This window comes from Shewanella sp. BF02_Schw (genome assembly GCF_014596695.2).
Lineage (GTDB): Bacteria > Pseudomonadota > Gammaproteobacteria > Enterobacterales > Shewanellaceae > Shewanella.
In genome coordinates, this window is sequence record NZ_JABKAW020000008.1 from 1 (window position 1) to 24,863 (window position 24,863).

The following is a 24,863-nucleotide window of genomic DNA, read 5'->3' on the forward strand; positions in this document are numbered from 1 at the left end:
GCCCCCGAATCTTACGTATTGTTTAGAAGCATCTTAGCACGGCGGCTCCTTTTAAATGCTGCAACCATCTCACATAACGCTCCAGTTAAAACCACTTGCTCACTCTTTTATACAAACTAATTTCGCTCTCAGTGAGAGCGAAAATATTTATTTCGCACTACCCTATAGCTGATGAGTGCTGGGTTACAGAGTGTTTAATATAATTTATTAAAAAATCAACGTTTGAAACACCTGTTTGATTTACACGTTTTTTTTCGCTCTCACTGACTGCGAGCCATTTTCAATACCATTATATTTCGCTCTCTGCTGTAGCGAAATAATGACAGCTTTGGCAGTGTTTGTGCCTTATTAGGTACTGTTGCTGCCAATTGAGACAGGTTGTTAATTCAGTATAAAGTTTCTCGATTAACACCACCCGATCATCAAATTTGATAGTCAATTTTGTCAATCTCCTTAAGCAAGGCAGCAACGTTTACATCTTTGCCGTAACGACTGAAAGTGATATTGGGGTTAGCGTGGCCAACGATTTGCGCCACGATATGCTCGCTGATATCCAGTTGCTTCATTTCATCGATAAAAGTGTGTCTGAAGCCATATGACGTGGGGCGCAGATTCGCTTGCATGCCTATCTCGGTTTGAAGCTTGGCGAGCTGTTTGCAGTAAGTTTTTGACCAATCTTCAATGATGCCAACGGGTTTATAATCAAACAGCTGGGTATGTGTTGATTTTCTTTGCTCAACAAACGCAATAAAGCCTAGCTCAAGCAAGTGCTGATGTATTGGCACATAACGTTTAGCATTGAGGTTCTTTAATCGTTGTACAGCGCCACTGTCATCAATGCTAATGCAGTGTATGCCGTCGATTAGTTTGATATCTCCAGGTTTGAGCTGGCAAGCTTCTGAAGGCCTTAAACCACCATAAAGCATCAAACGGGTGACCCATTTGAAATCGATTGTTGAAGCCTTGAATGATGAGCTGCGAAGTAGTCGTTTAAGTTCAGTGTGCGTCCAGCGGTCTCTAGCTTGATTCGGTTTAGCTTTTGGTTTTTGTCCGACAGTAACGCTTTCAAAGGGGTTGTGGTTGCAATAGTTCATTAACTGGCACCACTTAAAGAACTGAAATATGGCAGCTAAGTACTCTTTATTGCTTTTGTAGCTTCGGCCTTGGGTCAGTAACTCATCGCGATAGGTCATCGCATCAGCACTGGTGATGTCATGCACACATTTATCATCAGTTTTAAGCTTGGTTTTAAGAATGGATTTTGATGATACGGTATCAATAAAATGCCGAGTACGCTGCTCAAGCTGCTTGATAGACAGAGGCCTAATGGCTGATTTTTGTTTTGAGATAATAAATGCGCTTAATGCTTCGTTTAACCCAATAACAGGCTTTGCTTGCGCCACAGAGGTAGTTTCACGATGCTGAGACAATTTAGTCTCTCTAATGGGGATAGAATGAGGTTTTTGCGTGATGTTGAATGTAATATCAGGATCAGCTGCATCAAACTGAGCTCTGAGATGGTTAATGACCTCATCAACGTAGCGAATAAAGTCATTTATACGGGTTTGATGGTCAATAGACTTGATGATTTTTTTGAGTGCTCCGGCAACATCAATGTTACGGATGACCGCTTCTGCTCTGTCACGAGTCAGTAAGGAGACTTTTACGTCAAAGGGAAAGCCCTTGTCGCGTAAATATTTGGCTAAACAGATACGTGTAAAGTATACGTTGTTGGGTGCTCGATAAAGATACATTGTCTGAGTCAATCCTTATGGAGAACCCTCAAACGCCAAAAACAAAAAAAGCCGTTGATAATCAACGGATTTTCTCGTATTTAATGTGGCGGAGGGATAGGGATTTGAACCCTAGAACGGGATAAACCGTTGCCGGTTTTCAAGACCGGTGCATTCGACCACTCTGCCATCCCTCCGAGCGGGCGAATAATATGATAATGACTGTTTTGTGTAAAGGGTAAATTGCAAATAATTTGTTAAGTGGTGATTAAACACTCAAGTTAACTGTAATTGGTGTATCGATATGGATTATTCGCTAACAGCTAAGCCTCTATACTGAGGATGAACACAATATGTGGTTTGAAGTGTTCTTAAACGAGCTCAACGGCAGTTGAATTGTGCTAATCAACTTAAGCTGACCATTTTTGTCATTTAAAATGTGATTAAACAGCTGATAGCGGCGACTTTGCTTGATTTGATTAGGCTTAATGTTTACCTTTACTGCAAGTAATTTTGCCAATGCCAAGGATAGCGAGATGCTTTCAGAACAAGCATTCGAGATGATAGATATTGTTGCCCGTGTGGGCAGTTTTACCGCCGCAGCCAATAAATTGAATAAAGTACCGTCTGCAGTGAGTTACGCCATTAAACAGATTGAAGATGACTTAGGGGTAATATTGTTTGAGCGTCACCATCGCAGTGTCAGTTTGACGCCCGCGGGTGAGCATTTTGTGGCGCAGTCGCGCGAGATAATGACTAAATTGAACAACATTAAACGTGATACCCAGAAAGTGGCTAATGGCTGGCGCCCTTCTTTATCTATTGCGATTGACAATATGGTTCGCGCAGACAAAATCAGTGGCTTGATTGCTGATTTTTATCGCCATTTTACCGACATTGAATTGATTATTCGCTTAGAAGTTTACAATGGTGTGTGGGAAGCATTGTCGACGGGTAAAAGCGATATCGCCATAGGAGCAACCTCAAGTATTCCTGTTGGTGGCACTTTCAAGTCGCGCGATATGGGAATGATTCAGTGGTCTTTTTTAGTCGGTAAAAATCACCCGTTAGCCAAAGCAGAGCATGCGTTAACCGATGATGAATTATTACAATATCCGTCAATTTGCCTGCAAGACACGGCTCATAATATTGCCCATAGGCCAAATTGGTTGTTAAATAACCAGCGCAGAATTGTGGTACCTGATTGGATCAGAGCAATAAATTGTTTTAGAGAAGGCTTAGGCGTGGGTTACATGCCATATCATTTGGCCGATATTTTTATCAAAGCCGGCGCGCTAATAGAAAAACAACTTGCCGCCCCAAAGCAAGACACAGCCTGCTGTTTAGCTTGGAATAATGCCAATATGACGCCTGCTATGCAGTGGGTGTTAGATCACCTCGGCGACACCGAAAAATTAAAAAAAGAGTGGCTTAGTTAAACCACTTTTGCAAAATAAGTTTTTGTTAATAACATTACTTATACAAACGTTTATGTTAAATTAGCGACTATTAAGATGATGTTTGTTATGAATTAATTTTTGTTTAATGTACATTGCTTACGCTATACAAAAGGATTTAGCTTCAGAGTGAAATATATTTTTTGTGAAAGATATTTTTCTCGTTGAGCAAATCATTGAGTTAACACCTGGAGACGATAATGAATCAACAATCAGTTATATCACCTAGTCTATCGACTACTGATGTCAACAAAATGCTAAAAAACACTTATATGCTGCTTGCAATGACATTGGCATTCTCTGCTGTTACTGCAGGTTTAGCCATGGCAATCAACATTGGTCCAATGATGTCGATAGGCTTATCGCTTGGTAGCTTAGTGTTATTATTTGTGACCCTTAAAAAAGCAGACAGTGCTGCCGCTATATTTTGGGTGTTTGCCTTTACCGGTATGCAAGGTGCGTCGCTCGGTTACATTCTTAACCATTATGCTGGTATGGCAAATGGCCCTGGCTTAATTATGCAGGCCTTAGGGTTAACCTCTATCATTTTCGTGTCGCTTTCAGCGTATGCGTTAACCACTAAGAAAGACTTCTCATTTATGCGCGGCTTCTTATTTGCGGGTTTATTAGTGATGATTGGTGCGATGGTCATTAATATATTCGTCGGTAGCTCAATATTATTTATGGCAATGAATGCAGGTATTGCGTTGCTAATGACAGGTTTCATTCTATATGACACTAGTCGTATAGTGAATGGCGGCGAAACAAACTACGTTCGTGCGACTATCTCATTGTACTTAGACTTTTTGAACTTATTCATAAGCCTGTTACATTTAATGGGTATTGGCAACGACGATTAATCGTCGATAGAGTTCATTGACAAATTACGTTAAAATGACCCTACATTAGGGTCATTTTTTTTATCATGAGCAAATTCATCATTCAAGTAAACGGCAGCGTTTATGGCTCTACGGCCAGTTTTCGTGCGTTATCATTTTGTCAAAGCGCATTAGCCAATGGCCATCAAATTATCAATGTCTTTTTCTATCAAGATGGCGTAACCAACAGTAATGCCCTCACCTGTCCTGCATCTGACGAAATTGATATGCATTCAAAATGGCAATCATTGTCATCACAACATTCAATACCGCTAACCAATTGTGTGTCTGCAGCGCTGCGCCGTGGTGTGTTATCTCCACAAGATGCAACCGAAAACGGCAAACCACAATGGAATAGCAGTGACGCATTTACCATGGGCGGTTTAGGTGAATTAGTGGTCGGTATTGAACAAGCTGACAGGTTGATTAGCTTTTAACGTATGAGTGGAATAGACAATGAAATCACTGGCAATTATGTTTAGGCATGCACCATTGGGTACCACAAGTACCCGTGAAGGGCTAGATTTTGCCATGCTCAGTGCCAGCTTTGAACAACAAGTGAGTATTATATTTACCAATGAAGCGGTATTACATTTGCTGGCAGGCCAAACACCTGAGCAAGCAGGATCTAAAGATTATGTGTCGGCATTTAAAGCACTTTCTCTTTACGATATTAATACCGTATTGGTTTGTGCAGAATCAATGCTCACATTAGGATTACAGCCTAATGACCTTAGTATTGCCGCGACGGTGGCGACTCCAGAGGTGATTAGTCAAACCCTGCAAGCTGCTGATGAGGTGTTAGTATTTTGATATTACATCATATCCAAACATCAGTAATGACTGACGACGCCTTAAGTACATGCTTACGCTATATTCACCCTACAGACAGTATTTTATTGTCTAGCGATGCAGTGAATTGTTTATTACAAACCCAGTGGCAACAGCGTTTAGCAAACATTGCTCTGTTTGTGCTACAAGATGATGTTGTCGCCAGGGGTTTATCCGATCGCTTGATGATTATGTTAGCCAATAAAGCTGCGGGCTCTTTTGATATTATTGATTATTCACAATTTGTTGAACAATCTTTGTTACACGATAAGGTGATAACTTGGTAAACTTTTTTGAATTTAATGGCCAACAAATTGAAACCGATCATCAAGGCTATTTAAAAAATGTTAATGATTGGCAAGAACCTATGGCAATTGCGATTGCCGCTACAGAGAACATTGAGTTAACCGAGCAACACTGGGAAGTTATCCGGTTTGTGCGGGATTTTTATCTAGAGTACAAAACCAGCCCTGCTATACGTGTGCTGGTCAAAGCTATCGGTCAACGTTTAGGTGCGGATAAAGGTAATTCTAAATATTTATATACCTTGTTTCCGATTGGCCCAGCAAAACAAGCAACAAAAATTGCAGGCTTACCCAAACCGGCAAAATGTCTATAGCTGATTAATGCTTACAAAAAAGCCCGCTCAAGATAACTTAAGCGGGCTTTTTAAATGGCTAACCTTAACTGAGGTTATTTTGGAAATATATTTTCTATCACTATAAATGCTGCTTGAGCTAGTTGAACAATTACCAACAACATAAAAAAGGAGATAACTGATAAGTAGATAAGCCTACGATTATCACGCCGACTTGAACCCATTGCTGGTTGTACCAACCCTTATAAATATGTGACCAACTCAAACTGAGTGACACAATTTCCAATGCAACGTAAAAATAAAATATGTGTTGCGATACGGTAACACCGTTAACACGATTTACGGATTACGAGGTTACTCAACGCGCACAACATACAGGTCTTTTAGAACGACGAAGGTCTAAAGCTCTATCCTGTACAAGACTGACGATTAACACCCTAGCCACACTCAAAATGGACCGCGGCTAGGACTATATCAATTGGCCAATCATATTAGCTAACTATAATTAGCTAACTATAATTAGCGCTTAACATTAACCAATCAGACTTAAACCGCCCATGTATGGACGTAATACTTCAGGTACTGTAATGGTGCCATCTTGATTTTGATAGTTCTCAAGTACTGCTACTAACGTTCGGCCAACCGCTAAACCTGAACCATTTAAGGTGTGCAATAAAGCAGGTTTGTTGTCGACTTTGCTACGGTATCTAGCTTGCATTCTTCGCGCTTGGAAATCTTTCATATTTGAACAAGATGAAATTTCTCGGTAAGTATTTTGCGCTGGTAACCACACTTCGATATCAAAAGTTTTACTTGATCCAAAGCCCATATCACCAGTACATAACACCATAGTGCGGTACGGTAAGTTTAATAACTGTAATACTTTTTCAGCATTGGCAGTAATTTCTTCTAGTGCTTCCATTGAATTATCTGGGTGAGCAATTTGCACTAACTCAACTTTGTCAAATTGATGCTGACGGATCAAACCACGAGTATCACGACCATAAGAGCCCGCTTCACTGCGGAAACATGACGTTAACGCCGTCATTTTCATTGGCAGTTCACTTTCGTCCACGATCATATCGCGCACATAGTTAGTTAATGGCACTTCAGCAGTTGGGATAAGTGATAAACCTTGGCCTTCTTCTGTGGCCGGTTTAGTGTGGAATAAGTCTTCACCAAACTTAGGTAATTGACCTGTGCCTAATAAGCTGTCTTCGTTAACCAATAACGGTACGTATGTTTCTGTATAGCCGTGTTCAGTGGTGTGTAGGTCTAACATAAACTGGCCTAAGGCACGATTTAAACGGGCAATTTGACCACGCATGATAATAAAACGTGAACCGGTAATTTTAACCGCGCTTTTAAAGTCTAAACCGCCTAGTGCTTCGCCTAAATCTAAGTGATCTTTCACTTCAAAGTCGAATACCTTTGGGGTGCCCCAACGACGCACTTCAACATTGTCGTTTTCATCAGCGCCTACCGGAGCCGATTCGTCTGGCAAATTTGGCATGCTCATGGCGATGCTATTGATTTGTTGCAACAACTCAGCAAGCTCAGCTTTCTTTGCATCTAGCTGTGCACCTAAATCACCCACTTGCGCCATAATGGAACTGGTATCTTCACCGCGCGCTTTAGCTTGACCAATCGACTTAGAGATCGCGTTACGCGATGCTTGCAAGTCTTCTGTAGCAACTTGTAGCGATTTACGCTTTTCTTCAAGTTTGGTCAAATTATCGACATCAAGAATAAAGCCACGAGTGGCTAAACGCTCGGCAGTGATTTCCAGTTCATTACGCAAAAATTTTGGATCTAGCATGTTGTGAGTTCTTTTTAGTTAAACACGTGAAAATATAAGCTGTTGACCTAAATACACCATAAAGAGGCATAAGGTGACATTCAACAACACATTTAAAATAGCTTTCTGCCATAAGCCTTCTTGCAATAGCAGTAAGGTTTCATTCGAAAAAGTCGAAAACGTCGTTAATGCACCTAATAGACCAATGCCAATAAGCGCTTTAATTTCAGGGCTAATATGACTCAATTGCCCTAGCGCATAAACGACGCCCATTAAAAACGATCCCAATAGATTGACTAACAGTGTACCAAAAGGAAAACTGCTTCCAAATACCTGGATCATAAAAATTGACAGAAGATAGCGTAAAACTGCACCAATCGACCCACCTAATGCCACCAAGAACACATTAGTCATAGCGTTTGTCCTCGCTTTGTTGATCAAGTTGGTTTAATTGGGCCAATTTATCTTGAATGCGCTTTTCAAAACCTCTGTTAGTGGGTTGATAAAATTGACTGTGTTGCAGTGATTCTGGAAAGTAATTTTCGCCAGCAGCATAAGCACCAGGTTCATTATGTGCATAACGATACTCCTTACCAAAGCCGATGTCTTTCATCAGTTTGGTTGGCGCATTACGTAAATGGTTGGGCACAGGTTCGTGTCCGGTTTGTTTGGCTAACTCGCGAGCAGCACCAAATGCACTATAAACAGCATTACTTTTAGGAGCACTGGCTAAATATAATACTGCTTGCGCTATCGCTCGTTCACCTTCTGCAGGGCCAATGCGGTGATAACAATCCCACGCATTAAGTGCAACGGTCATGGCTACTGGGTCGGCATTACCAATGTCTTCTGAGGCAATCGCTAATAAGCGGCGAGCAACATACAAAGCATCACCGCCACCTTCTAAAATACGGCAATACCAATACAAAGCGGCATCCGGCGCAGAGCCCCGCACAGACTTATGTACAGCAGAAATTAAATCGTAAAATTGATCGCCATTTTTATCGTAACCCGCAGCTTGGTGTCCGGCAACTTGCGTCAGCATCTCGGTGGTAAACGCGCCAGCATCAGCCACTAAATCGCTCATTAACTCAAGCAAATTAAGCGCTTTACGTGCGTCACCATCACTAATGTCGGCCAATTGCTTGGCTACATCTGCAGGTAATGTTAATTGGCGTTTGCCCAAACCACGTTCAACATCAGCTAATGCTTGAGTAACAATTAAGCTTATTTCGTCAGAGCTTAGTCGATTTATAAGGTAAACACGCGCACGCGACAATAAAGCGTTATTGATTTCAAATGAGGGGTTTTCGGTGGTGGCACCGATGAAAATAACCGTGCCGTCTTCAATAAAAGGTAAAAATGCATCTTGCTGACTTTTATTAAAGCGATGAACTTCGTCGACAAATAATAAGGTTCGTTGACCACGACTTTGGGCAATGGCTTTAGCTTGTTCTATTGCGGCGCGAATGTCCTTTACGCCAGATGTTACCGCAGAGATACGTTCAACATGGGCGTTGGCATAATGGGCAATTAACTCAGCTAAGGTGGTTTTCCCCGTACCGGGTGGGCCCCAAAGTAACATCGAGTGTGCTCGATTAGCCTCTAGCGCTTTACGCAGAGGTTTACCTTCACCTAATAAGTGTGCCTGACCTATGTATTCACTAATCTCCCTTGGGCGCATGCGAGCGGCCAAGGGGCGAAAATCTGGTGCAAAATCAAAACCTAAATTAGCCATCAAACAACCTAGTTTGTTTGCTTTAAACGTTGATCGTCAATATCAACGTTATCAGGTACGGCAAACTTAAAAATGTTTGTCTCGTTATCTTTTACTTTACGTTGCTGAGTTAACGCAAATTGACTGAGGTTGCCTTGCTCGTCAGTCAAGTTAAATTTAACTAACTGGCTCGCGTCAAAACACACACTCACTGCAACAACATTGCTGTTAAGTTTTTTAGGTTGAATATCAAAACAAGTTGATTTTCCGCTTACGGCACGCTTAGTGACAGAATACTTAGCCCATGTAGCTTCGTCTCGATGCACTAACAAGGCCATAGGTGATGCATCAACGGCTTGAGCAACATCCATCACAGTCACTTCTTCCGCAAAAGGATTATAAATCCACAAATTAGCGCCATCAGCCACAATTAATGATTCGTCTGGCTGAGTTAAATGCCAGTAAAATTGATTCGGATACGCAAGTGCAAACACCCCGCTGCCGGTTTGAATAGGCTTACTGTTAATGTCAGTCACTTGTTGGGTAAATGTCGCATGCAAGCTGTCTATATTAGATAGCTTAGCGCGTAATTCGGTTGCGTCATCGGCCATTGCTGCAACGCTGCTTAAACTTGTGGCTAATAATAGGCTTAACACTGTAATACGTTTATTCATCATTAATTCCTCGGTGGTGGCGGAGCCAACACTTCACGATTACCATTGTGGCCTTGGGCTGTCACAATACCTTGGCTTTCCATCATTTCAATAATGCGGGCGGCGCGATTGTAACCAATTTTAAATTTACGTTGTACGCTAGATATGGAGCCGCGGCGAGTTTCGGTAACAAATGCTACCGCGTCATCATATAACGCATCCAACTCTTCTTCGCTATCGGAGGTTTCACCGGGTAACAGTACTTGTTCACCATCTGTAGCACCATTAAGAATTTCTTCAATATATTGTGGCTTACCACGAGCACACCAATCGGCTACGACTTTATGCACTTCATGATCATCAATAAACGCCCCATGAACACGATTTGGCAAACCGGTTCCTGGAGGTAAATACAGCATATCACCCATGCCTAATAGGGTTTCTGCGCCCTGTTGATCAAGAATGGTACGAGAGTCAATTCGTGACGACACTTGGAACGCAATACGGGTTGGAATGTTAGCTTTAATCAAGCCAGTGATCACATCAACCGATGGACGCTGTGTCGCTAATATTAAGTGAATACCTGCCGCACGCGCTTTTTGCGCGATACGGGCAATGAGTTCTTCTACTTTCTTACCAACAATCATGATCATGTCAGCAAATTCATCGACGACCACCACAATAGAAGGCAGTTTTTCTAATGGTGGCGCATCGTCTAGCATGCTTTCAGAAGACTTCCATAATGGATCGGGAATGTACTCCCCTTTGGCGGCTGCTTCTTTAATTTTAAAGTTGTAGCCTTTAAGGTTACGCACACCTAATGCCGACATTAATTTATATCGGCGTTCCATTTCACCTACACACCATCGCAGTGCATTGGCTGCTTCTTTCATGTCGGTAACCACTTCACACAATAAATGTGGAATACCTTCATACACCGACAATTCGAGCATCTTAGGGTCAATCATAATAAAGCGGACATCATCTGGGCCCGATTTATACAACAAACTGGTGATCATCGCATTCACACCGACCGATTTACCAGAACCCGTTGTACCAGCAACTAATAAATGCGGCATTTTGCCTAAATCAACGACCACAGGCTCACCGGCAATGTCTTGTCCTAACACCATAGACAATGTCGATTTGCTGTCTTTAAACGCGGCAGAATCGAGTACATCGCGCATAAACACGGTTTCACGGAACTTGTTCGGCAATTCTAAGCCTACATAAGCTTTACCTGGAATAACTTCAACTACACGCACGTTTTCAGATAATAATGAACGGGCTAAATCTTTCGATAAATTGGTGATTTTAGACGCTTTAACCCCTGGAGCTAATTCAAGTTCAAAACGAGTAATCACAGGTCCAGGATACACCCCTACTACATTGGCGATAATGTTAAAGTCGGCCAGTTTTGTTTCAACCAATCGAGCAACTTGCTGTAATTCAGCTTCACTTATGGGGTTTTTCTTACGATCTGGAACATCAAGTAAGGTAATGCTCGGTAGCGGATCCATTTTTTGACGCGCTTGTTGAGGGGTTTGGCCATCAATTACCACAACGCCATCCACAATTCGGACATCTTTTTTCGGCTTTTGCTGAGCGACTAATGCCCCTGTTGAATGAGGCTTATTAAATGCTTCCTCAAAAGGTTCATCTGCGATATCTAGATTATTAATTGCAGGGCTATCATTAACGCCATCATCATTGTCGTCATCAATATCAAAATCGACATCATCTTTAGTCGCGACCCAAGGTGCAAAAGATGTGTCGTCATTATCGAGTTGCATCGACGGTTCTTGGCGATCATCTATATCAAATTCATCGTCATCATTGTCTGATACGTTAATATCTTCAGCAGGTTTAGCCTTGCGGCTAAAGAAACTGCGTTTTTTCTCAACAATTGGTGGCGTCTCTATTGCTGGCTTAATATGAATTGGCACTTTGACTGCCGATTTGCTTGGCTTATCCAGTGAGGGTTCATTTTGTAGATCAATTTCATTACGGCGTTGGGTAAACTTATCCACTAATGACATAAAACCTTTGGTATCTTCGGTCTCACGTTCACGTTTAAATAATCGTGGCAATGTCCATATTTTCTTAGCTAACCAGATAGAACCTAAACCCGTTAACTCAATAATGGTTAACCAACTCACGCCTGTCGCTAAGGTGAAGCCTGCACCAATAAAACACATTAATAGTAATGTGGTGCCGAGCTTATTAAAATACGGCAACATGGCTTGACCAATAACGTCACCTGCAACACCACCGGCTGAAAACACAAACATATTCTCGGCATTCATACTGACCAGCGCAGCTAACGCCAGCAACATCAGAATAAAACCAATGATTCTTAGGCCAACAGAAAAATAATCTATTTCGAACACTCGATGCGCGCGATTAAAAATAAACCAACCGGTTGTGGCTATAATCATGGGAATTAAAAAAGCGATGAACCCGAAGAAATAAAACAACACATCTGCTGTCCAAGCACCTACAGCACCAGTCCAGTTGTGTATCTCACCTTGGAAATGCGACTGACTCCAGCCAGGGTCACTTGGATTGAAACTGGATAATGCCAATAGAATATAGGTTGCAACCATGCAACATAATATAAGACCACCTTCAAGTAGCCTTTGTAGGCCACTGAGTGTTTTAAGACTATTTTCCTGAGTCAAACGAAAGCATCCATAAAAAAGTGAAAAATAAGGGTTAAGATAACAGAATATCACTGTATTTGCAGTGATTATGCACCTTGAATTAATCAAGCTCAATCGATTGTTATGTCGAATTAATCAAGAAACATAAAAGCATTGATGATGGTAGTCAAGATGATGATTTTATATACAAAAAATGTTTAGTTAGCGAAAAAGATGAACATAGGCAACAACAGTCATCTATAATTCATCATTCCGGCTCTAAAAACGGGATAGGCGATTAAGTTAGTGAGATTACCCTAGGTTGTATAACGCAACCTTATTGGTTTGTTTAACCTCCTCCATCACTACATAAGTACGAGTGTCTGAAATGGATGGCAGTTTCAGTAAGGTTTCACCTAGTAATCGCCGATATGCAGACATATCTGACACCCTAGTCTTTAATAAGTAGTCAAAATCACCAGAGACCAAATGGCATTCTTGGATGTCATCAAGCAATTGTACAGCACGGTTAAAGCGGTCAAAAATGTCTGGAGTGTCACGATTTAGAGTGATCTCAACAAAGACTAATAAAGAAGCACCGAGAAAATGTGGATTAACCAACGCAGTATAACCGCTAATAAAACCTTGTTTCTCAAGCCTTTTTACTCTTTCTAAACACGGTGTAGGACTTAAGCCGACTCGTTTAGATAGTTCAACATTTGATATGCGACCATCCTGTTGAAGTTCATTTAAGATATTACGATCAATGCGGTCTAAATCTTTCACTGAAAAGCTTTTACTATTTGCCATATATTCAACCTTGTTTTGTCCTTAAAACAACACTTCTGCCTATTAATTATCGAAATTCAGCAACATAATCTGCTAAAGCAGCACTATACTAGAGTCACCTGAAATAAGCACGTTCAGGTCACAATTAATAACAACTATACCCACTTGAAGTGGGGTTTTTTATGTCAATCGAGGCTCAAATAATGATTATTGGTGTTCCAACAGAAATCAAAAACCACGAATACCGTGTAGGCATGGTTCCTTCAAGCGTACGTGAATTAACCATAAAAGGTCACGTTGTTTATGTTCAATCAGATGCGGGTGTGGGTATTGGTTTTACCGATCAAGACTATATGGATGCGGGCGCCTCGATTTTAGCTACAGCAGCTGAAGTGTTTGCTAAATCAGACATGATTGTAAAAGTTAAAGAGCCACAAGCAGTTGAACGTGCAATGTTACGTCACGACCAGATTTTATTCACTTATTTGCACCTTGCACCAGATTTGCCGCAAACTGAAGAATTAATCACCAGTGGCGCTGTTTGTATTGCTTACGAAACCGTAACAGATGACCGCGGCGGATTACCATTACTTGCACCAATGTCAGAAGTGGCTGGCCGCATGTCAATCCAAGCAGGAGCTCGCGCACTTGAAAAATCATTAGGCGGTCGTGGTATGTTGCTTGGTGGTGTTCCAGGTGTTGAGCCAGCTAAAGTGGTCATCATTGGTGGCGGTATGGTTGGTACAAACGCAGCGCAAATGGCTGTTGGTATGGGTGCTGATGTTGTTGTTTTAGATCGCAGCATCGATGCATTACGTCGTCTAAACGTTCAGTTTGGTTCAGCGGTTAAAGCCATTTACTCAACAGCTGATGCTATTGAGCGTCACGTATTAGAAGCTGATCTTGTAATTGGCGGTGTATTAGTTCCAGGTGCTGCAGCGCCAAAATTAATCACTCGTGACATGGTTAAGCGCATGAAACCAGGCAGTGCAATTGTTGACGTTGCAATTGACCAAGGTGGTTGTGTTGAAACATCGCACGCTACCACTCACCAAGACCCAACTTACATTGTTGATGACGTTGTACATTACTGTGTGGCTAACATGCCAGGTGCAGTAGCGCGTACTTCTACATTTGCATTAAACAATGCAACACTACCTTACATTATCAAGTTAGCTAACCAAGGTTACAAACAAGCATTATTAAATGACAAACATTTATTAAATGGCTTAAACGTAATGCACGGTAAAGTCGTCTGTAAAGAAGTGGCAGAAGCGTTGAACCTTGAGTTCACTGAACCAAGAAGCATGCTTGCTTAAATGAGTAAGTCATTGAATTAACTTTATTCAATAAAAATGCCGCATTAATAAATGCGGCATTTTTTATGTTTATTAAGCGAGAATATCAAACACTGATATTAAACGCCGATATCAAACGCCGATATCAAAAGATACGAGATTGTTTCGCCAATAATGCAAAGAAGTCAGCTTTTGGCATAGGTTTATAAAAATAATACCCTTGCACCGCTTCAATATTCTGTTTTTTGATAAAATCTAATTCAACTTCAGTTTCGACACCTTCAGCGACAATTGACAGATCTAATGCTCGGCTCATACTGACAATAGCTTCTATCAACGCTTCATGTCGCGCACCCAATGAAATTTTCTGGATGAAGGATTTATCAATTTTAACTTGATCCACTGGGAAGTTTGCCAAATAAGATAAAGATGAATAGCCAGTACCAAAATCATCCACTGAAATTTTCATTCCACGATGCCGAAGTTCTGTTAATAATTGGCTAATCGATGATTGTTGTTTCATCATTAATGATTCGGTGATTTCTAAAGTGATCAGCTGATACGGGATCTGGCTACCACCTAACAACTGTGAAAGGTCATCAAAATACCGTAAAAATCGTTGTTGTAGATCGGTCGTCCAAAATTCAATCGTCGACACATTAATTGAAAATGGAATGGCATAACCACTTTTCTGCAATGCGATGATACTGGTTATTGCTTGTGTTCTCACCCACTCACCGATTTGAACAATTAAACCAGACTCTTCTGCAATAGGAATAAACTCATCTGGCGAAATAAATTGACCATCATGTATCCAGCGCAATAACACTTCAGCTTTAATGATTTGGCCACTAAACGGATTCACAATGGGTTGATAATACAGTTCAAATTCATTCTGGCTCAATGCAGACTTAAGGTGTAAGTACAATTCTGCATGTCTTTCTGCATCTTTTTGGATCTGCTGATTAAAGAACTGCAGACAATTACGACCTCGAGATTTTGCGTTGTACATAGCTTGCGTGGCGCAATTTAATATTTGTTCCACATTATCAGCATCGTGTGGATAACGAGCAAGGCCAGTACTCATGGATAACATGACATCTTGACCGCCAACAATAAAAAGCTTTTTCAACTCATCCGTTAGATCATCAAAAAGACTAATTAATGAGTCGGTACACATTTTACCCGGTAAAACTAATGCAAATTCATCGGCCGCAATACGCGCAATAAGGACATTATCAGGAATGGCACTCAGTAAGCGCTGCGCGACAAATTTCAATACAAGATCACCGTTATCATGTCCGAGGGTATCGTTAATTTGTTTAAAATGGTCGATGTCCATCAGCATCAAGCTAAAGTCTTGCTTACAACCGTTTACGCTGTCTTCTGAATCGATCATAGCTTGTAGACTTTCAAACAAGTATTTACGGTTCGACAATCCGGTAAGTTGATCGTAGTTGGATTGAAAGTTAATCATTTTTTCAGCGTTTTTACGGGCGGAAATATCGGTAATTAACCATGCAAAACAATTCTGTTGCGTAAAACTATCCCGAATAACGGTCACATTAAGCGAGATATCAATAATATCATTGTCGGTTTTAAGACCTTTTAACTCCCCTTGCCAAGGGTGTCCGCGCTTTAAATGCTCAAATAAATCTGCTACTACATCTTTTTGGGAGTGACTCAAAAAACGATGAACATCAAATAATTTAAGATTGGCGTAATAGGTAGACGTTAAGGATTTAAAAATTGGATTGGCTGATAACACCGAGTTATCTTCACTCGTAATAACTAACGCAATAGGCAAGCTGTTAAAAATATTGCTACTTAACCGTTGAATATGCATTCCGCGGCTTCGTTCAATGGCTAAACTGGCCAAACGTGCCGCTTCTTGTATTAGGTGCAAATCTTGCTTGGACGGCGATTTAATCGTGTCATAGTACATGGCAAAAGTGCCCAGTACTTTTTGATTACTGTCTTTTATCGGTTCAGACCAACACGATTTTAGTCCGGCTTTTAAAGGTAATGCTTTAAAGTCTTTCCAATTAGGATGATGTTCAATGTCTTCAACAATGACTCTTTCACAAGTATATGCGGCGGCGCCACAAGAGCCCACATCAACGCCAATCTCGATGCCGTTAATCGCATTGTTATATTCTTCAGGAAGATTAGGAGCCGCACCCGAGAATAACCGTTTACCGTCATCACTCAATAAAAGCACTGATGCACGAGTACCAATTTTTTGTGCTTCTATCAATAATACTAAGGCATGAAGCATTTCGCCTAAGGGTAGGCCCTGCAATACCATATCGAGTATTGTACTGTATCGCTCGATACTCGATTCACGAAAATCATGTTGGTCTGTATCTTCTATGAATTTATTGATATGCGGTCCTATATCCATAACGCTCCATTATTACGGCGAATGCTTAAAAATAGATATTTCTAATATGAATAAGATTATGCATTTGTGAGAACTTAATCAATGTCTTAACGTAAATTAATTCAAAACACTCAGTTTAACGAGCAAAATTTATCCATAAATAAAAACAGTGCAAATAAATGCACTGTTTTTATGTTACTCACCATCAATTTAATGAATATAAAAATTGGTATTATTTGAATAATTATTCGCTAATGCGTTCCATCTTTGCAAGATAGAAACCATCGAAGCCGCGTTCTGAAACTAAGATGTTTTCATCTTCAATAAGCGTAAACTGTGGATTGTCTGCAAGAAATGCATCAATTTGATCGCGATTTTCTTCTGGCATGATTGAACAAGTCGCATAGATTAATATTCCGCCGACTTTAACCATACGGCTGTAGCTTTGCAAAATATGTTTCTGCAATTCAACCAACACAGGCAAACGCTCTGGAGTATCACGCCATTTTGAATCTGGATTACGTTTTAACACGCCAAGTCCAGAACAAGGTACATCTAGTAGCACGCGGTCAGCGGTTAATTTTAAACGCTTAATGGTTTTAGAACTGGCAATAATCCGTGTTTCAACGTTATGGGCACCTGCACGTTTAGCGCGAGTTTTAAGATTATCCAGTTTCCATTGCTCAACATCCATCGCGAGCAAACGGCCCTTACCTTGCATTTGTGCCGCGATGTGCAAAGTTTTTCCACCTGCGCCAGCACAAGCATCAACAACACGCATACCTGGTTTTGCATCCACAGCATTGGCAACTAACTGTGAACCCGCGTCTTGCTGTTCAAACCAACCGTCTTTAAATGCATCGGTGCGAAATAATGCTGAGTCTGATGTGACCTCAATAGCAGAAGCTACATCACTTACTTCTATTGCCGTTACGCCTTCTTTTTTAAGTCTTTCAATAAGGGCGTCGCGATTACATTTCAGTTCATTAACGCGTAAATAGCGTTTTGGTTGTTCAGCCAGTGCCGCACGTTCAGCAGGCCACTTATCACCAAGTTGTGCCTGACCAAGCTCATTTAGCCACTCAGGACAACCATCCCATAATACAGGATCAGTTTTGGCTTGTTCTAGATTCGCCTCAAATGCTGCTTGCTCTAGTTGCAATGAATACTGCATTTTAGGTAAATCTAAGCCATGAAATACATGCCAACCGTTAAGTAATTTTGACCCTAAACGATCAAATTCTTCTGGTTTAATATCAACCAGAAAACAATATAAGTTTAAACGACGTAAAATATCGCCGGTGACTTGCGTGATCCGCGCTTGCTCTGATGGGTTAAGCGTTAAACCAGAAAAATGCTCTGAATAAGCTCTATCTAATGGTTTTCCTCGGGTTAACACCATGGTTAGTACATTTAAGACTAACTCTGATGAACTGCCTGACAACGGATAAGTCAACATGGGGGCTCTCTATCTAATATAACGATCAATTTAAAAACGTGCTGATCATAGGGATTAACGCTGTTGATAGCAAGGCCATATCAGGCTTTACTCCTCACTTTGACAGCATAAAATAGCCAATTATTCTACCTTTATAGGTTTTCTGTGAATAACATTTTGTAGCAGCAACCGACCTTAATACCCTGAAGCTAACCCGTCCCCATTCATAACTGCATGATGATATGTTCACTAATGCAACGCATTAAAAAGCGGCCCTAAAGCCGCTGATGGTTAATACTAATGACCGGTAATCAAAACGAGATTACATTCTTGAGCCTTTAGCACCATAGAATAGAATAAACGCGTAACACACAACCGGTAAAATAAACGCCACTTGTAAGCCCATACTATCGGCCATCACTCCCTGTAATAACGGTACAATTGCGCCACCAACAATGGCTAAACATAATATGCCACTGCCTTGTGAGGTGTGTGGGCCTAAATCTCGGAGTGCTAAGCTAAAGATAGTTGGGAACATAATCGAATTAAACAATCCAACTGCCAAGATAGACCACATGGCCACTGCGCCAGTACTGTTCATTGCCACTAACACCAGTGCAGCGGCAACAAAGGCATTAAAGGCTAACAAAGTACCTGCTGGAATTTTTTGCATAATAACCGAACCGACAAAACGGCCTATCATCGCCCCGCCCCAATAGTAGGTGATATATTTAGCGGCTTCTGCTTCTTGTAAACCGGCAACTTGCTCTTCGCCTAAAAAGTTAACTAAAAAACTACCAATAGACACTTCAGCACCAACATAGACAAAAATACCTACAGCACCTAACACCAAATGGATGCTTTGTAAGGCACTTGTTTTGCCATTATGCGTTATCACGCCAGTCGCTGAATCATCGCTGTGTTCAGCAATGGTAGGTAAATTGAGTTTAGAAAAAATTAACGCGAGTAAGCCTAACATCGCAGCCAAAATAAGGTATGGAAGCTTAACCACTTCTGCTTCTGATTGCGCTTGACTTAAGCCTTCTACCGCGCCAGATGCAACAGATAATATCAATACAGCACCAAAGAAAGGAGCAACCGTCGTGCCTAATGCATTAAATGCTTGAGTTAGGTTTAAACGACTTGATGCGGTTTCAACGCTGCCTAACGCATTGACATAAGGGTTTGCCGCCACTTGTAAAATGGTGATCCCAGACGCCAATACAAACAGTGCACCAAGGAATAATCCATACGTTGCAAACGCTGCAGCAGGGTAAAATAACAAACACCCGATACAAGCAATAACAAGCCCTGTTACGATGCCTTTTTGATAACCTAATTTTTTGACTAACTTACCTGCTGGTAATGAGACTAAAAAGTAGGCTCCAAAGAAACAAAATTGGATCAACATCGCTTCGGTGTAATTAAGCGAGAACACCGCTTTTAAATGTGGAATGAGAATATCATTTAAACAGGTAATAAATCCCCACATGAAAAACAGTGAAGTTAATGACACAAGTGCAAAGCGATAACTACCGCTGCCTCCGGTCACTGTTGTTTGTTGAGTACTTTGCATTGATGAAGCCATAGTGTGGTCTCTTCTTGTTAATTATTATGTCGCTGTTTTATAAATTTATAATGGCGGCCGTATAGCATTTGAAGTTTGATACATTAATTTTTATATTGTCTCTCTACTGAAAACTAATAGATCAAAAAAGCTGAAATACTGTCGTATTTCAGCTTAGTCACTCTACTTAGCAAGCAAGCCATAAAAACTGGCATAACTTGGTAATACGATAGTCGCAGGATGCTGTTTATCTTGCATGCCACTGAGTAACCCATGTCCATCTAAGGTCGAAGATAAACGTAACGCTTTTAGGTCAAAGGTTTGTTGCATTGCTGACAAGTTAAACAGAACTAGCATCCGTTGTTGATCTTGACTGCGGATAAACGCTAATACATCAGGATGGCTATCAATAAACTGAATATCACCTTCAATCAGGATATGTTGCTGTTTACGCCACTGTAAAAAATGACGATAACTGTTCAGTATCGAATCTTGATCGGCTTCTTGTACATCTACGGCACTATTATTGTGTAACGGATCTATTGGTAGCCAAGGTGTTGCGTCACTAAAACCTGCATTAGGTGCTTCTTTTACCCAAGGCATTGGCGTGCGACATCCATCACGGCCTTTAAACATCGGCCAAAATGCTATGCCGAAGGGGTCTTGTAATTGATTAAACTCAATCGGTGCTTCCGTTAAGCCTAATTCTTCACCCTGATAACTACACACACTGCCGCGTAATGAAAACAACATCGCATTGAGCATTTTCACCATCGTTGGGTTAACACTATCTTTACCCCAACGTGATGCAACCCGCTTCACATCATGATTGCCGATAGCCCAACATGGCCAACCATCACCAATACTGGCTTCCAGTTCTTCAACAGTTTGGCGAATATAAGCCGCGCTAAAATCATCGGTTAACAACTCAAAACTGTAGGCCATGTGTAAACGGTCATCGCCTTGAGTGTATTCTGCCATCGTGGCAAGTGAATCTTCAGATGACACTTCACCTAAGGTAACCGCGCCAGGGTAACGATTAATTAATGCACGTAACTCTTCAATAAAGCCAACGGTTTGTGGACGAGTATTATTGTAGTAATGGTATTGGTAAGCATACGGGTTATCTTCACTGAAGCCACGGCCTTGACGCTTATCTTTTGGTTTAGCGGGGTTATCGCGTAATTGTTCATCGTGATAACAGAATGTAATCGCATCGAGACGGAAACCATCAACGCCTTTTTTAAGCCAAAATTCAACATTATCCAGCACAGCTTGACGAACCTGCGGACAATGGAAATTCAAATCTGGCTGACTTTTAAGAAAATTATGCAAATAGTATTGCTGACGGCGTGGTTCCCATTCCCATGCACAACCGCCAAAAATAGCGAGCCAATTGTTTGGCGCACTGCCATCATCTTTAGGATCGGCCCACACGTACCAGTCTGCTTTATCGTTATCACGGCTTTGACGACTTTGCTCGAACCAATCATGCTGATCTGAGGTGTGACTGAGTACTTGGTCAATCACCACTTTTATATTTAATTGATGGGCTTTCTCAATAAGTTGGTCAAAGTCGGCCATGGTGCCAAACAGTGGGTCTATTTCAAGATAATCACTAATGTCGTAACCAAAGTCTTTCATCGGTGATTTGAAAAAAGGCGAAATCCAAATAGCATCAACGTTTAAACTGGCAATATAATCAAGTTTAGCAATGATGCCCTGTAAGTCGCCAACACCGTCACCATTAGAATCCATTAAACTGCGTGGATAGATTTGATATACCACTCCACCGCGCCACCAGGTTACCTGATCCATTGCTTCCCCTTAGAATTAAGCTAACCCCAAAATTACCTGTGAGTTACCTTGATGTTGCGGCTGGGTAACAGCTCGCTGTTGTTTTTCATTACCCCGAGGATACGTGAATAAGGAAATCAGGTTCAATACACCTGCATACGTATGCAAAGAATTAATTGACCTAACGCACTTACTGGAAACAATAAAAAAACTATTAATACAATAGGTTAACTTACATAAATAGTATCCTTAAGTTGTTTCGAAATTGTAAAATTGAGCCGCTAATTCGTCACTAATAACGTTGAATACGTATGCATAATATTGTCGGCAAAACTGTACTGGGAGTAGTATCGTCACTGTTGCGCAACAATTTGGTCATAACTTCAGCACTTATGCAGTCACTTATAAAAGTTAATTAAGCATGCTGAGGGAAAAACACAATAAAGACTGTAACCAAAATTCAAAAGGACACTAACACTCGACCTGGACTTCAAGTTGTTAAGTATCCACTAAAGGGGAAAGATGAATGTTGCTATTTAAACCGAGCCTACTTACGCTAGCGTTAGTTGCTGCAGGTGCAAGCATGAGTGCTTACGCTGCTGATGACGTTAATACTACTGATACTGCCGAAGAAAATATTGAAGTGATTCAAGTCACTGGTATTCGTCGCAGCTTACAAGAATCACAATCACTAAAAATGTCTTCATCATCCATTGTTGAAGCCATTTCTGCCGAAGACATTGGTAAATTGCCTGATGTCAGTATTGCAGAATCACTCGCACGCTTACCCGGTGTATCAGCACAGCGTTTAGATGGACGTGCAAACGTTATCTCTATCCGTGGTTTAGGCCCAGACTTCACTACTGCGACATTAAACGGTCGCGAACAAGCCTCGGTTAACGATAACCGTGGTGTTGAGTTTGACCAATATCCTTCTGAATTATTAAATCGTGTTGTGGTGTACAAAACACCTGATGCGTCTGTCATGGCGCAGGCCATCGGCGGCACGGTAGATATGCAAACTATCAGCCCATTAACACATGGTGAGCAAACTATTGCGATGTCGCTTCGTGGCGAAATGAATGATTTAGGATCACTTAACAGTGGTTCAAGTGACACCGGTTATCGTGGCAGCATTTCATACATCGACCAGTTTGCAGACGACACTATCGGTATTGCGTTAGGTTATGCCCGCATGATGTCACCCAACCAAGAAGAACGCTGGCAGGCATGGGGTTACCCAGAAAATGATGCCGGTGACAGTGTTTTAGGTGGCGCAAAACCATTTGTGCGCTCAAGTGAATTAGAACGTGATGGTGTATTAGCTGTATTTGAATACGCACCTAACGAAAAATTCACTTCAGTTGTTGACATTTACTATACAAAGTTCACTGATGACCAGCGTTTACGCGGTATTGAAATCCCTGCAGCTTGGGGTACTAACGGTGGAGTGACTGCGACAACTACCGAAGATGGTTTAGTGACACAAGGAACCATTAATGGTGCCGAAGTCGTTATCCGTAATGATGTCAACAAACGTGATGCTGAATCACTTTCAATTGGCTGGAATAACAAGTTCACCATTAATGATAACTGGCGCGTTGAAGCCGATATTGCTTTATCAAAAGTTGATCGTACCGACATTGGTATGGAAAGTTATACTGGTACAGGCCGTGGCACCGGTGTTGGTGCAGTTGATGACTTAGGCTTTGCTTACAACGGTAATGGTGGTTACAACTTTACTCATGACCTTAACTATGCAGACCCTAATGTCATCAAATTAGGTGACCCACTCGGTTGGGGTAGCCCACTTGGTGCCAATACTCAAGACGGTTTTATTAACAAGCCTGAAATTGAAGATGAGTTAAACTCGTTCCGTTTAAGCGCAGAATATGTGTTTGATGACGGTGCAGTGCGCAGCGTTGAGTTTGGTGTTAACCGCACTAATCGTGATAAAAGCAAACTTGATAAAGGTTATTACCTAACGTTAGCGGGCTATGACGGTTCTGATAACTACCTAGAATCTGTACCAGAGCAATATTTATTATCGCCAACCTCACTCGACTTTTTCGGCATGGGTGATGTGCTCAGTTATGATTCGTTAGCCTTTTACAATGCGGGCGGCTATACCGAAACAGACGTAGCAGATGTCGATTTATCCCGTGCGACTAACTCTTGGGACGTTTCAGAAGAAGTCTCAACTTTTTATGTTAAAACCAACTTAGAGTCTGAGCTATTCGGATTCCCACTAACCGGTAACATTGGTATACAGGCCGTTCATACTGATCAAAGCTCAAATGGCACTGTCGCGACAGTTGAAGATGATGCAGTTGTATTGACAGCACGCACAGCGGGCGATACCTACCTTGAATGGTTACCAAGCATGAACTTAGGCTTTGAAGTTGCCGATGGTCAAATGCTGCGTTTTGCCGCTGCACGTACGTTAACCCGCGCACGCATGGACAAAATGAATGCTAACGTAAACTTTAGCTACAACGAAAACCCAACTGACGGCGTAAACTGGTCCGGTGGTGCGGGTAATCCAGAACTACGTCCATGGTTAGCGCGTCAGTACGACATTAGCTACGAAAACTACTTTAGCGACCAAGGTTATTTCTCATTAGCTGTGTTCTATAAAGACTTAGAAAACTATGTATATGACCAACAAGCACCTTTTAACTTTGGAGAGTTGTTCCCAAATCGTGAAGGTAATCCAATTGGTTTAGCCTCACAACCACAAAATGGTGAAGGTGGTTATGTACAAGGTATAGAAGCGTCTTTGTCTCTCGACTTTGGCCTTTTTGCAGACCAACTAGAAGGTTTTGGTACTATCTTAAGTGGTTCGTACAACGACAGTGAAGTGAAAGAAACACCAGATAGCGATCCAACGACGTTGCCAGGTTTATCTGAAAAAACCTTCAACGCCACTGTTTACTACGAAAACGCCGGTTTTGAAGCGCGTATTAGCTCACGCTATCGTAGTGACTTCTTAGGTGAAGTTACCGCAATCAGTTTGACTCGTGTCAACGTAAACGTGAAAGCTGAAACGGTTGTTGATGCCCAAATTGGTTATGACTTTACTGAAAGTGGTATCGATGCCCTATATGGTTTATCGGTACAGTTCCAAGTGAACAACTTAACCAACGAGCCATTTACATCTTACACTGGTGAAGATGCACGTCACGTACGTGATTATCAAAACTACGGTCGTAACTTTATGTTAGGCGCAAACTACAAGTTCTAATGGGCTTGTAGAATCTACTAAACCGACAAAAAAAGCCTCT

19 protein-coding genes and 1 tRNA gene are annotated in these 24,863 nt (G+C 41.4%); 8 read left to right on the top strand and 12 right to left on the bottom strand.

Annotated features, from left to right (window positions below; genetic code table 11):
- Positions 1–422 precede the first annotated feature (422 nt).
- Both HNW13_RS20930 and HNW13_RS20935 read right to left on the bottom strand, forming a co-directional pair.
- A complete protein-coding gene (locus HNW13_RS20930) occupies positions 423–1,754 on the bottom strand; it encodes a tyrosine-type recombinase/integrase (protein WP_208062952.1) in 1,332 nt (443 codons plus the stop codon).
- 86 nt (positions 1,755–1,840) lie between these two features.
- Positions 1,841–1,930, bottom strand: a tRNA-Ser gene (locus tag HNW13_RS20935).
- 339 nt (positions 1,931–2,269) lie between these two features.
- Between HNW13_RS20935 and punR the strand changes: the two genes are divergently transcribed.
- The 6 genes from punR to HNW13_RS20965 all read left to right on the top strand — a co-directional run bounded on the left by punR (position 2,270) and on the right by HNW13_RS20965 (position 5,518).
- Entirely contained in the window at positions 2,270–3,172 is a 903-nt protein-coding gene (punR, locus tag HNW13_RS20940; protein WP_192116054.1) for a DNA-binding transcriptional activator PunR, read from the top strand.
- A gap of 218 nt (positions 3,173–3,390) precedes the next feature.
- Positions 3,391–4,050 (top strand): Bax inhibitor-1/YccA family protein, encoded by a 660-nt coding sequence (locus HNW13_RS20945; RefSeq protein WP_101087639.1) that lies wholly within the window; start codon positions 3,391–3,393, stop codon positions 4,048–4,050.
- A 65-nt stretch (positions 4,051–4,115) separates the two neighbouring features.
- Complete coding sequence (gene tusD / locus HNW13_RS20950; RefSeq protein WP_192116055.1) at positions 4,116–4,505, top strand: sulfurtransferase complex subunit TusD; 390 nt, start codon at positions 4,116–4,118, stop codon at positions 4,503–4,505.
- Positions 4,506–4,524: 19 nt separating this feature from the next.
- A complete protein-coding gene (gene tusC / locus HNW13_RS20955) occupies positions 4,525–4,881 on the top strand; it encodes a sulfurtransferase complex subunit TusC (RefSeq protein WP_192116056.1) in 357 nt (118 codons plus the stop codon).
- Positions 4,878–5,186, top strand: a complete 309-nt coding sequence (gene tusB / locus HNW13_RS20960; RefSeq protein WP_192116057.1) for a sulfurtransferase complex subunit TusB — start codon at positions 4,878–4,880, stop codon at positions 5,184–5,186. The genes tusC and tusB overlap by 4 nt, the downstream gene beginning before the upstream one ends.
- Entirely contained in the window at positions 5,180–5,518 is a 339-nt protein-coding gene (locus HNW13_RS20965) for a TusE/DsrC/DsvC family sulfur relay protein (RefSeq protein WP_101087635.1), read from the top strand. The genes tusB and HNW13_RS20965 overlap by 7 nt, the downstream gene beginning before the upstream one ends.
- Before the next feature lie 511 nt (positions 5,519–6,029).
- On the opposite strand, the gene serS is transcribed toward HNW13_RS20965, so the two are convergent.
- The 6 genes from serS to lrp form a co-directional block, all read right to left on the bottom strand.
- Positions 6,030–7,316, bottom strand: a complete 1,287-nt coding sequence (gene serS, locus HNW13_RS20970; protein ID WP_192116058.1) for a serine--tRNA ligase — start codon at positions 7,314–7,316, stop codon at positions 6,030–6,032.
- 18 nt (positions 7,317–7,334) lie between these two features.
- Positions 7,335–7,709, bottom strand: coding sequence for a fluoride efflux transporter CrcB (gene crcB, locus HNW13_RS20975; protein ID WP_101087633.1), 375 nt, complete (start codon positions 7,707–7,709; stop codon positions 7,335–7,337).
- A complete protein-coding gene (locus HNW13_RS20980; RefSeq protein ID WP_192116059.1) occupies positions 7,702–9,033 on the bottom strand; it encodes a replication-associated recombination protein A in 1,332 nt (443 codons plus the stop codon). The genes crcB and HNW13_RS20980 overlap by 8 nt, the downstream gene beginning before the upstream one ends.
- 8 nt (positions 9,034–9,041) lie before the next feature.
- Positions 9,042–9,686: an outer membrane lipoprotein chaperone LolA gene (gene lolA, locus HNW13_RS20985; protein WP_182743712.1), complete on the bottom strand. Its 645-nt coding sequence runs from the start codon at positions 9,684–9,686 to the stop codon at positions 9,042–9,044.
- Positions 9,687–9,688: 2 nt separating this feature from the next.
- Positions 9,689–12,346, bottom strand: coding sequence for a DNA translocase FtsK 4TM domain-containing protein (locus HNW13_RS20990; protein ID WP_162022961.1), 2,658 nt, complete (start codon positions 12,344–12,346; stop codon positions 9,689–9,691).
- A 273-nt stretch (positions 12,347–12,619) separates the two neighbouring features.
- A complete protein-coding gene (gene lrp, locus HNW13_RS20995) occupies positions 12,620–13,117 on the bottom strand; it encodes a leucine-responsive transcriptional regulator Lrp (protein ID WP_101087629.1) in 498 nt (165 codons plus the stop codon).
- Positions 13,118–13,299: 182 nt separating this feature from the next.
- On the opposite strand from lrp, the gene ald reads away from it, so the two are divergent.
- Entirely contained in the window at positions 13,300–14,415 is a 1,116-nt protein-coding gene (ald, locus tag HNW13_RS21000) for an alanine dehydrogenase (protein WP_192116148.1), read from the top strand.
- 124 nt (positions 14,416–14,539) lie between these two features.
- Here ald and HNW13_RS21005 read toward each other — a convergent pair whose 3' ends face one another.
- From HNW13_RS21005 to HNW13_RS21020, 4 genes are all read right to left on the bottom strand, one after another.
- Positions 14,540–16,798: an EAL domain-containing protein gene (locus HNW13_RS21005; protein ID WP_192116060.1), complete on the bottom strand. Its 2,259-nt coding sequence runs from the start codon at positions 16,796–16,798 to the stop codon at positions 14,540–14,542.
- A gap of 223 nt (positions 16,799–17,021) precedes the next feature.
- Entirely contained in the window at positions 17,022–18,236 is a 1,215-nt protein-coding gene (locus HNW13_RS21010) for an RsmB/NOP family class I SAM-dependent RNA methyltransferase (protein WP_059746707.1), read from the bottom strand.
- Positions 18,237–18,537: 301 nt separating this feature from the next.
- Positions 18,538–19,803 carry a sugar MFS transporter gene (locus HNW13_RS21015; RefSeq protein WP_192116061.1) on the bottom strand — a complete coding sequence of 422 codons (1,266 nt, stop codon included), beginning with the start codon at positions 19,801–19,803 and terminating at the stop codon, positions 18,538–18,540.
- A 162-nt stretch (positions 19,804–19,965) separates the two neighbouring features.
- Positions 19,966–21,600: an alpha-glucosidase family protein gene (locus tag HNW13_RS21020; RefSeq protein WP_192116062.1), complete on the bottom strand. Its 1,635-nt coding sequence runs from the start codon at positions 21,598–21,600 to the stop codon at positions 19,966–19,968.
- Between the two features lie 505 nt (positions 21,601–22,105).
- Between HNW13_RS21020 and HNW13_RS21025 the strand changes: the two genes are divergently transcribed.
- On the top strand, positions 22,106–24,823 hold the full coding sequence (locus tag HNW13_RS21025; protein WP_192116063.1) for a TonB-dependent receptor: 2,718 nt from the start codon (positions 22,106–22,108) through the stop codon (positions 24,821–24,823).
- Positions 24,824–24,863 lie beyond the last annotated feature (40 nt).

Excerpts from the sequence above, each read along its gene's own strand:
- HNW13_RS20930 (WP_208062952.1), bottom strand. The coding sequence starts at position 1,754 with ATGTATCTTTATCGAGCACCCAACAACGTATACTTTACACGTATCTGT.
- punR (WP_192116054.1), top strand. The coding sequence starts at position 2,270 with ATGCTTTCAGAACAAGCATTCGAGATGATAGATATTGTTGCCCGTGTG.
- HNW13_RS20945 (WP_101087639.1), top strand. The coding sequence starts at position 3,391 with ATGAATCAACAATCAGTTATATCACCTAGTCTATCGACTACTGATGTC.
- tusD (WP_192116055.1), top strand. The coding sequence starts at position 4,116 with ATGAGCAAATTCATCATTCAAGTAAACGGCAGCGTTTATGGCTCTACG.
- tusC (WP_192116056.1), top strand. The coding sequence starts at position 4,525 with ATGAAATCACTGGCAATTATGTTTAGGCATGCACCATTGGGTACCACA.
- serS (WP_192116058.1), bottom strand. The coding sequence starts at position 7,316 with ATGCTAGATCCAAAATTTTTGCGTAATGAACTGGAAATCACTGCCGAG.
- crcB (WP_101087633.1), bottom strand. The coding sequence starts at position 7,709 with ATGACTAATGTGTTCTTGGTGGCATTAGGTGGGTCGATTGGTGCAGTT.
- HNW13_RS20980 (WP_192116059.1), bottom strand. The coding sequence starts at position 9,033 with ATGGCTAATTTAGGTTTTGATTTTGCACCAGATTTTCGCCCCTTGGCC.
- lolA (WP_182743712.1), bottom strand. The coding sequence starts at position 9,686 with ATGAATAAACGTATTACAGTGTTAAGCCTATTATTAGCCACAAGTTTA.
- lrp (WP_101087629.1), bottom strand. The coding sequence starts at position 13,117 with ATGGCAAATAGTAAAAGCTTTTCAGTGAAAGATTTAGACCGCATTGAT.
- ald (WP_192116148.1), top strand. The coding sequence starts at position 13,300 with ATGATTATTGGTGTTCCAACAGAAATCAAAAACCACGAATACCGTGTA.
- HNW13_RS21005 (WP_192116060.1), bottom strand. The coding sequence starts at position 16,798 with ATGGATATAGGACCGCATATCAATAAATTCATAGAAGATACAGACCAA.
- HNW13_RS21010 (WP_059746707.1), bottom strand. The coding sequence starts at position 18,236 with ATGTTGACTTATCCGTTGTCAGGCAGTTCATCAGAGTTAGTCTTAAAT.
- HNW13_RS21015 (WP_192116061.1), bottom strand. The coding sequence starts at position 19,803 with ATGGCTTCATCAATGCAAAGTACTCAACAAACAACAGTGACCGGAGGC.
- HNW13_RS21020 (WP_192116062.1), bottom strand. The coding sequence starts at position 21,600 with ATGGATCAGGTAACCTGGTGGCGCGGTGGAGTGGTATATCAAATCTAT.
- HNW13_RS21025 (WP_192116063.1), top strand. The coding sequence starts at position 22,106 with ATGTTGCTATTTAAACCGAGCCTACTTACGCTAGCGTTAGTTGCTGCA.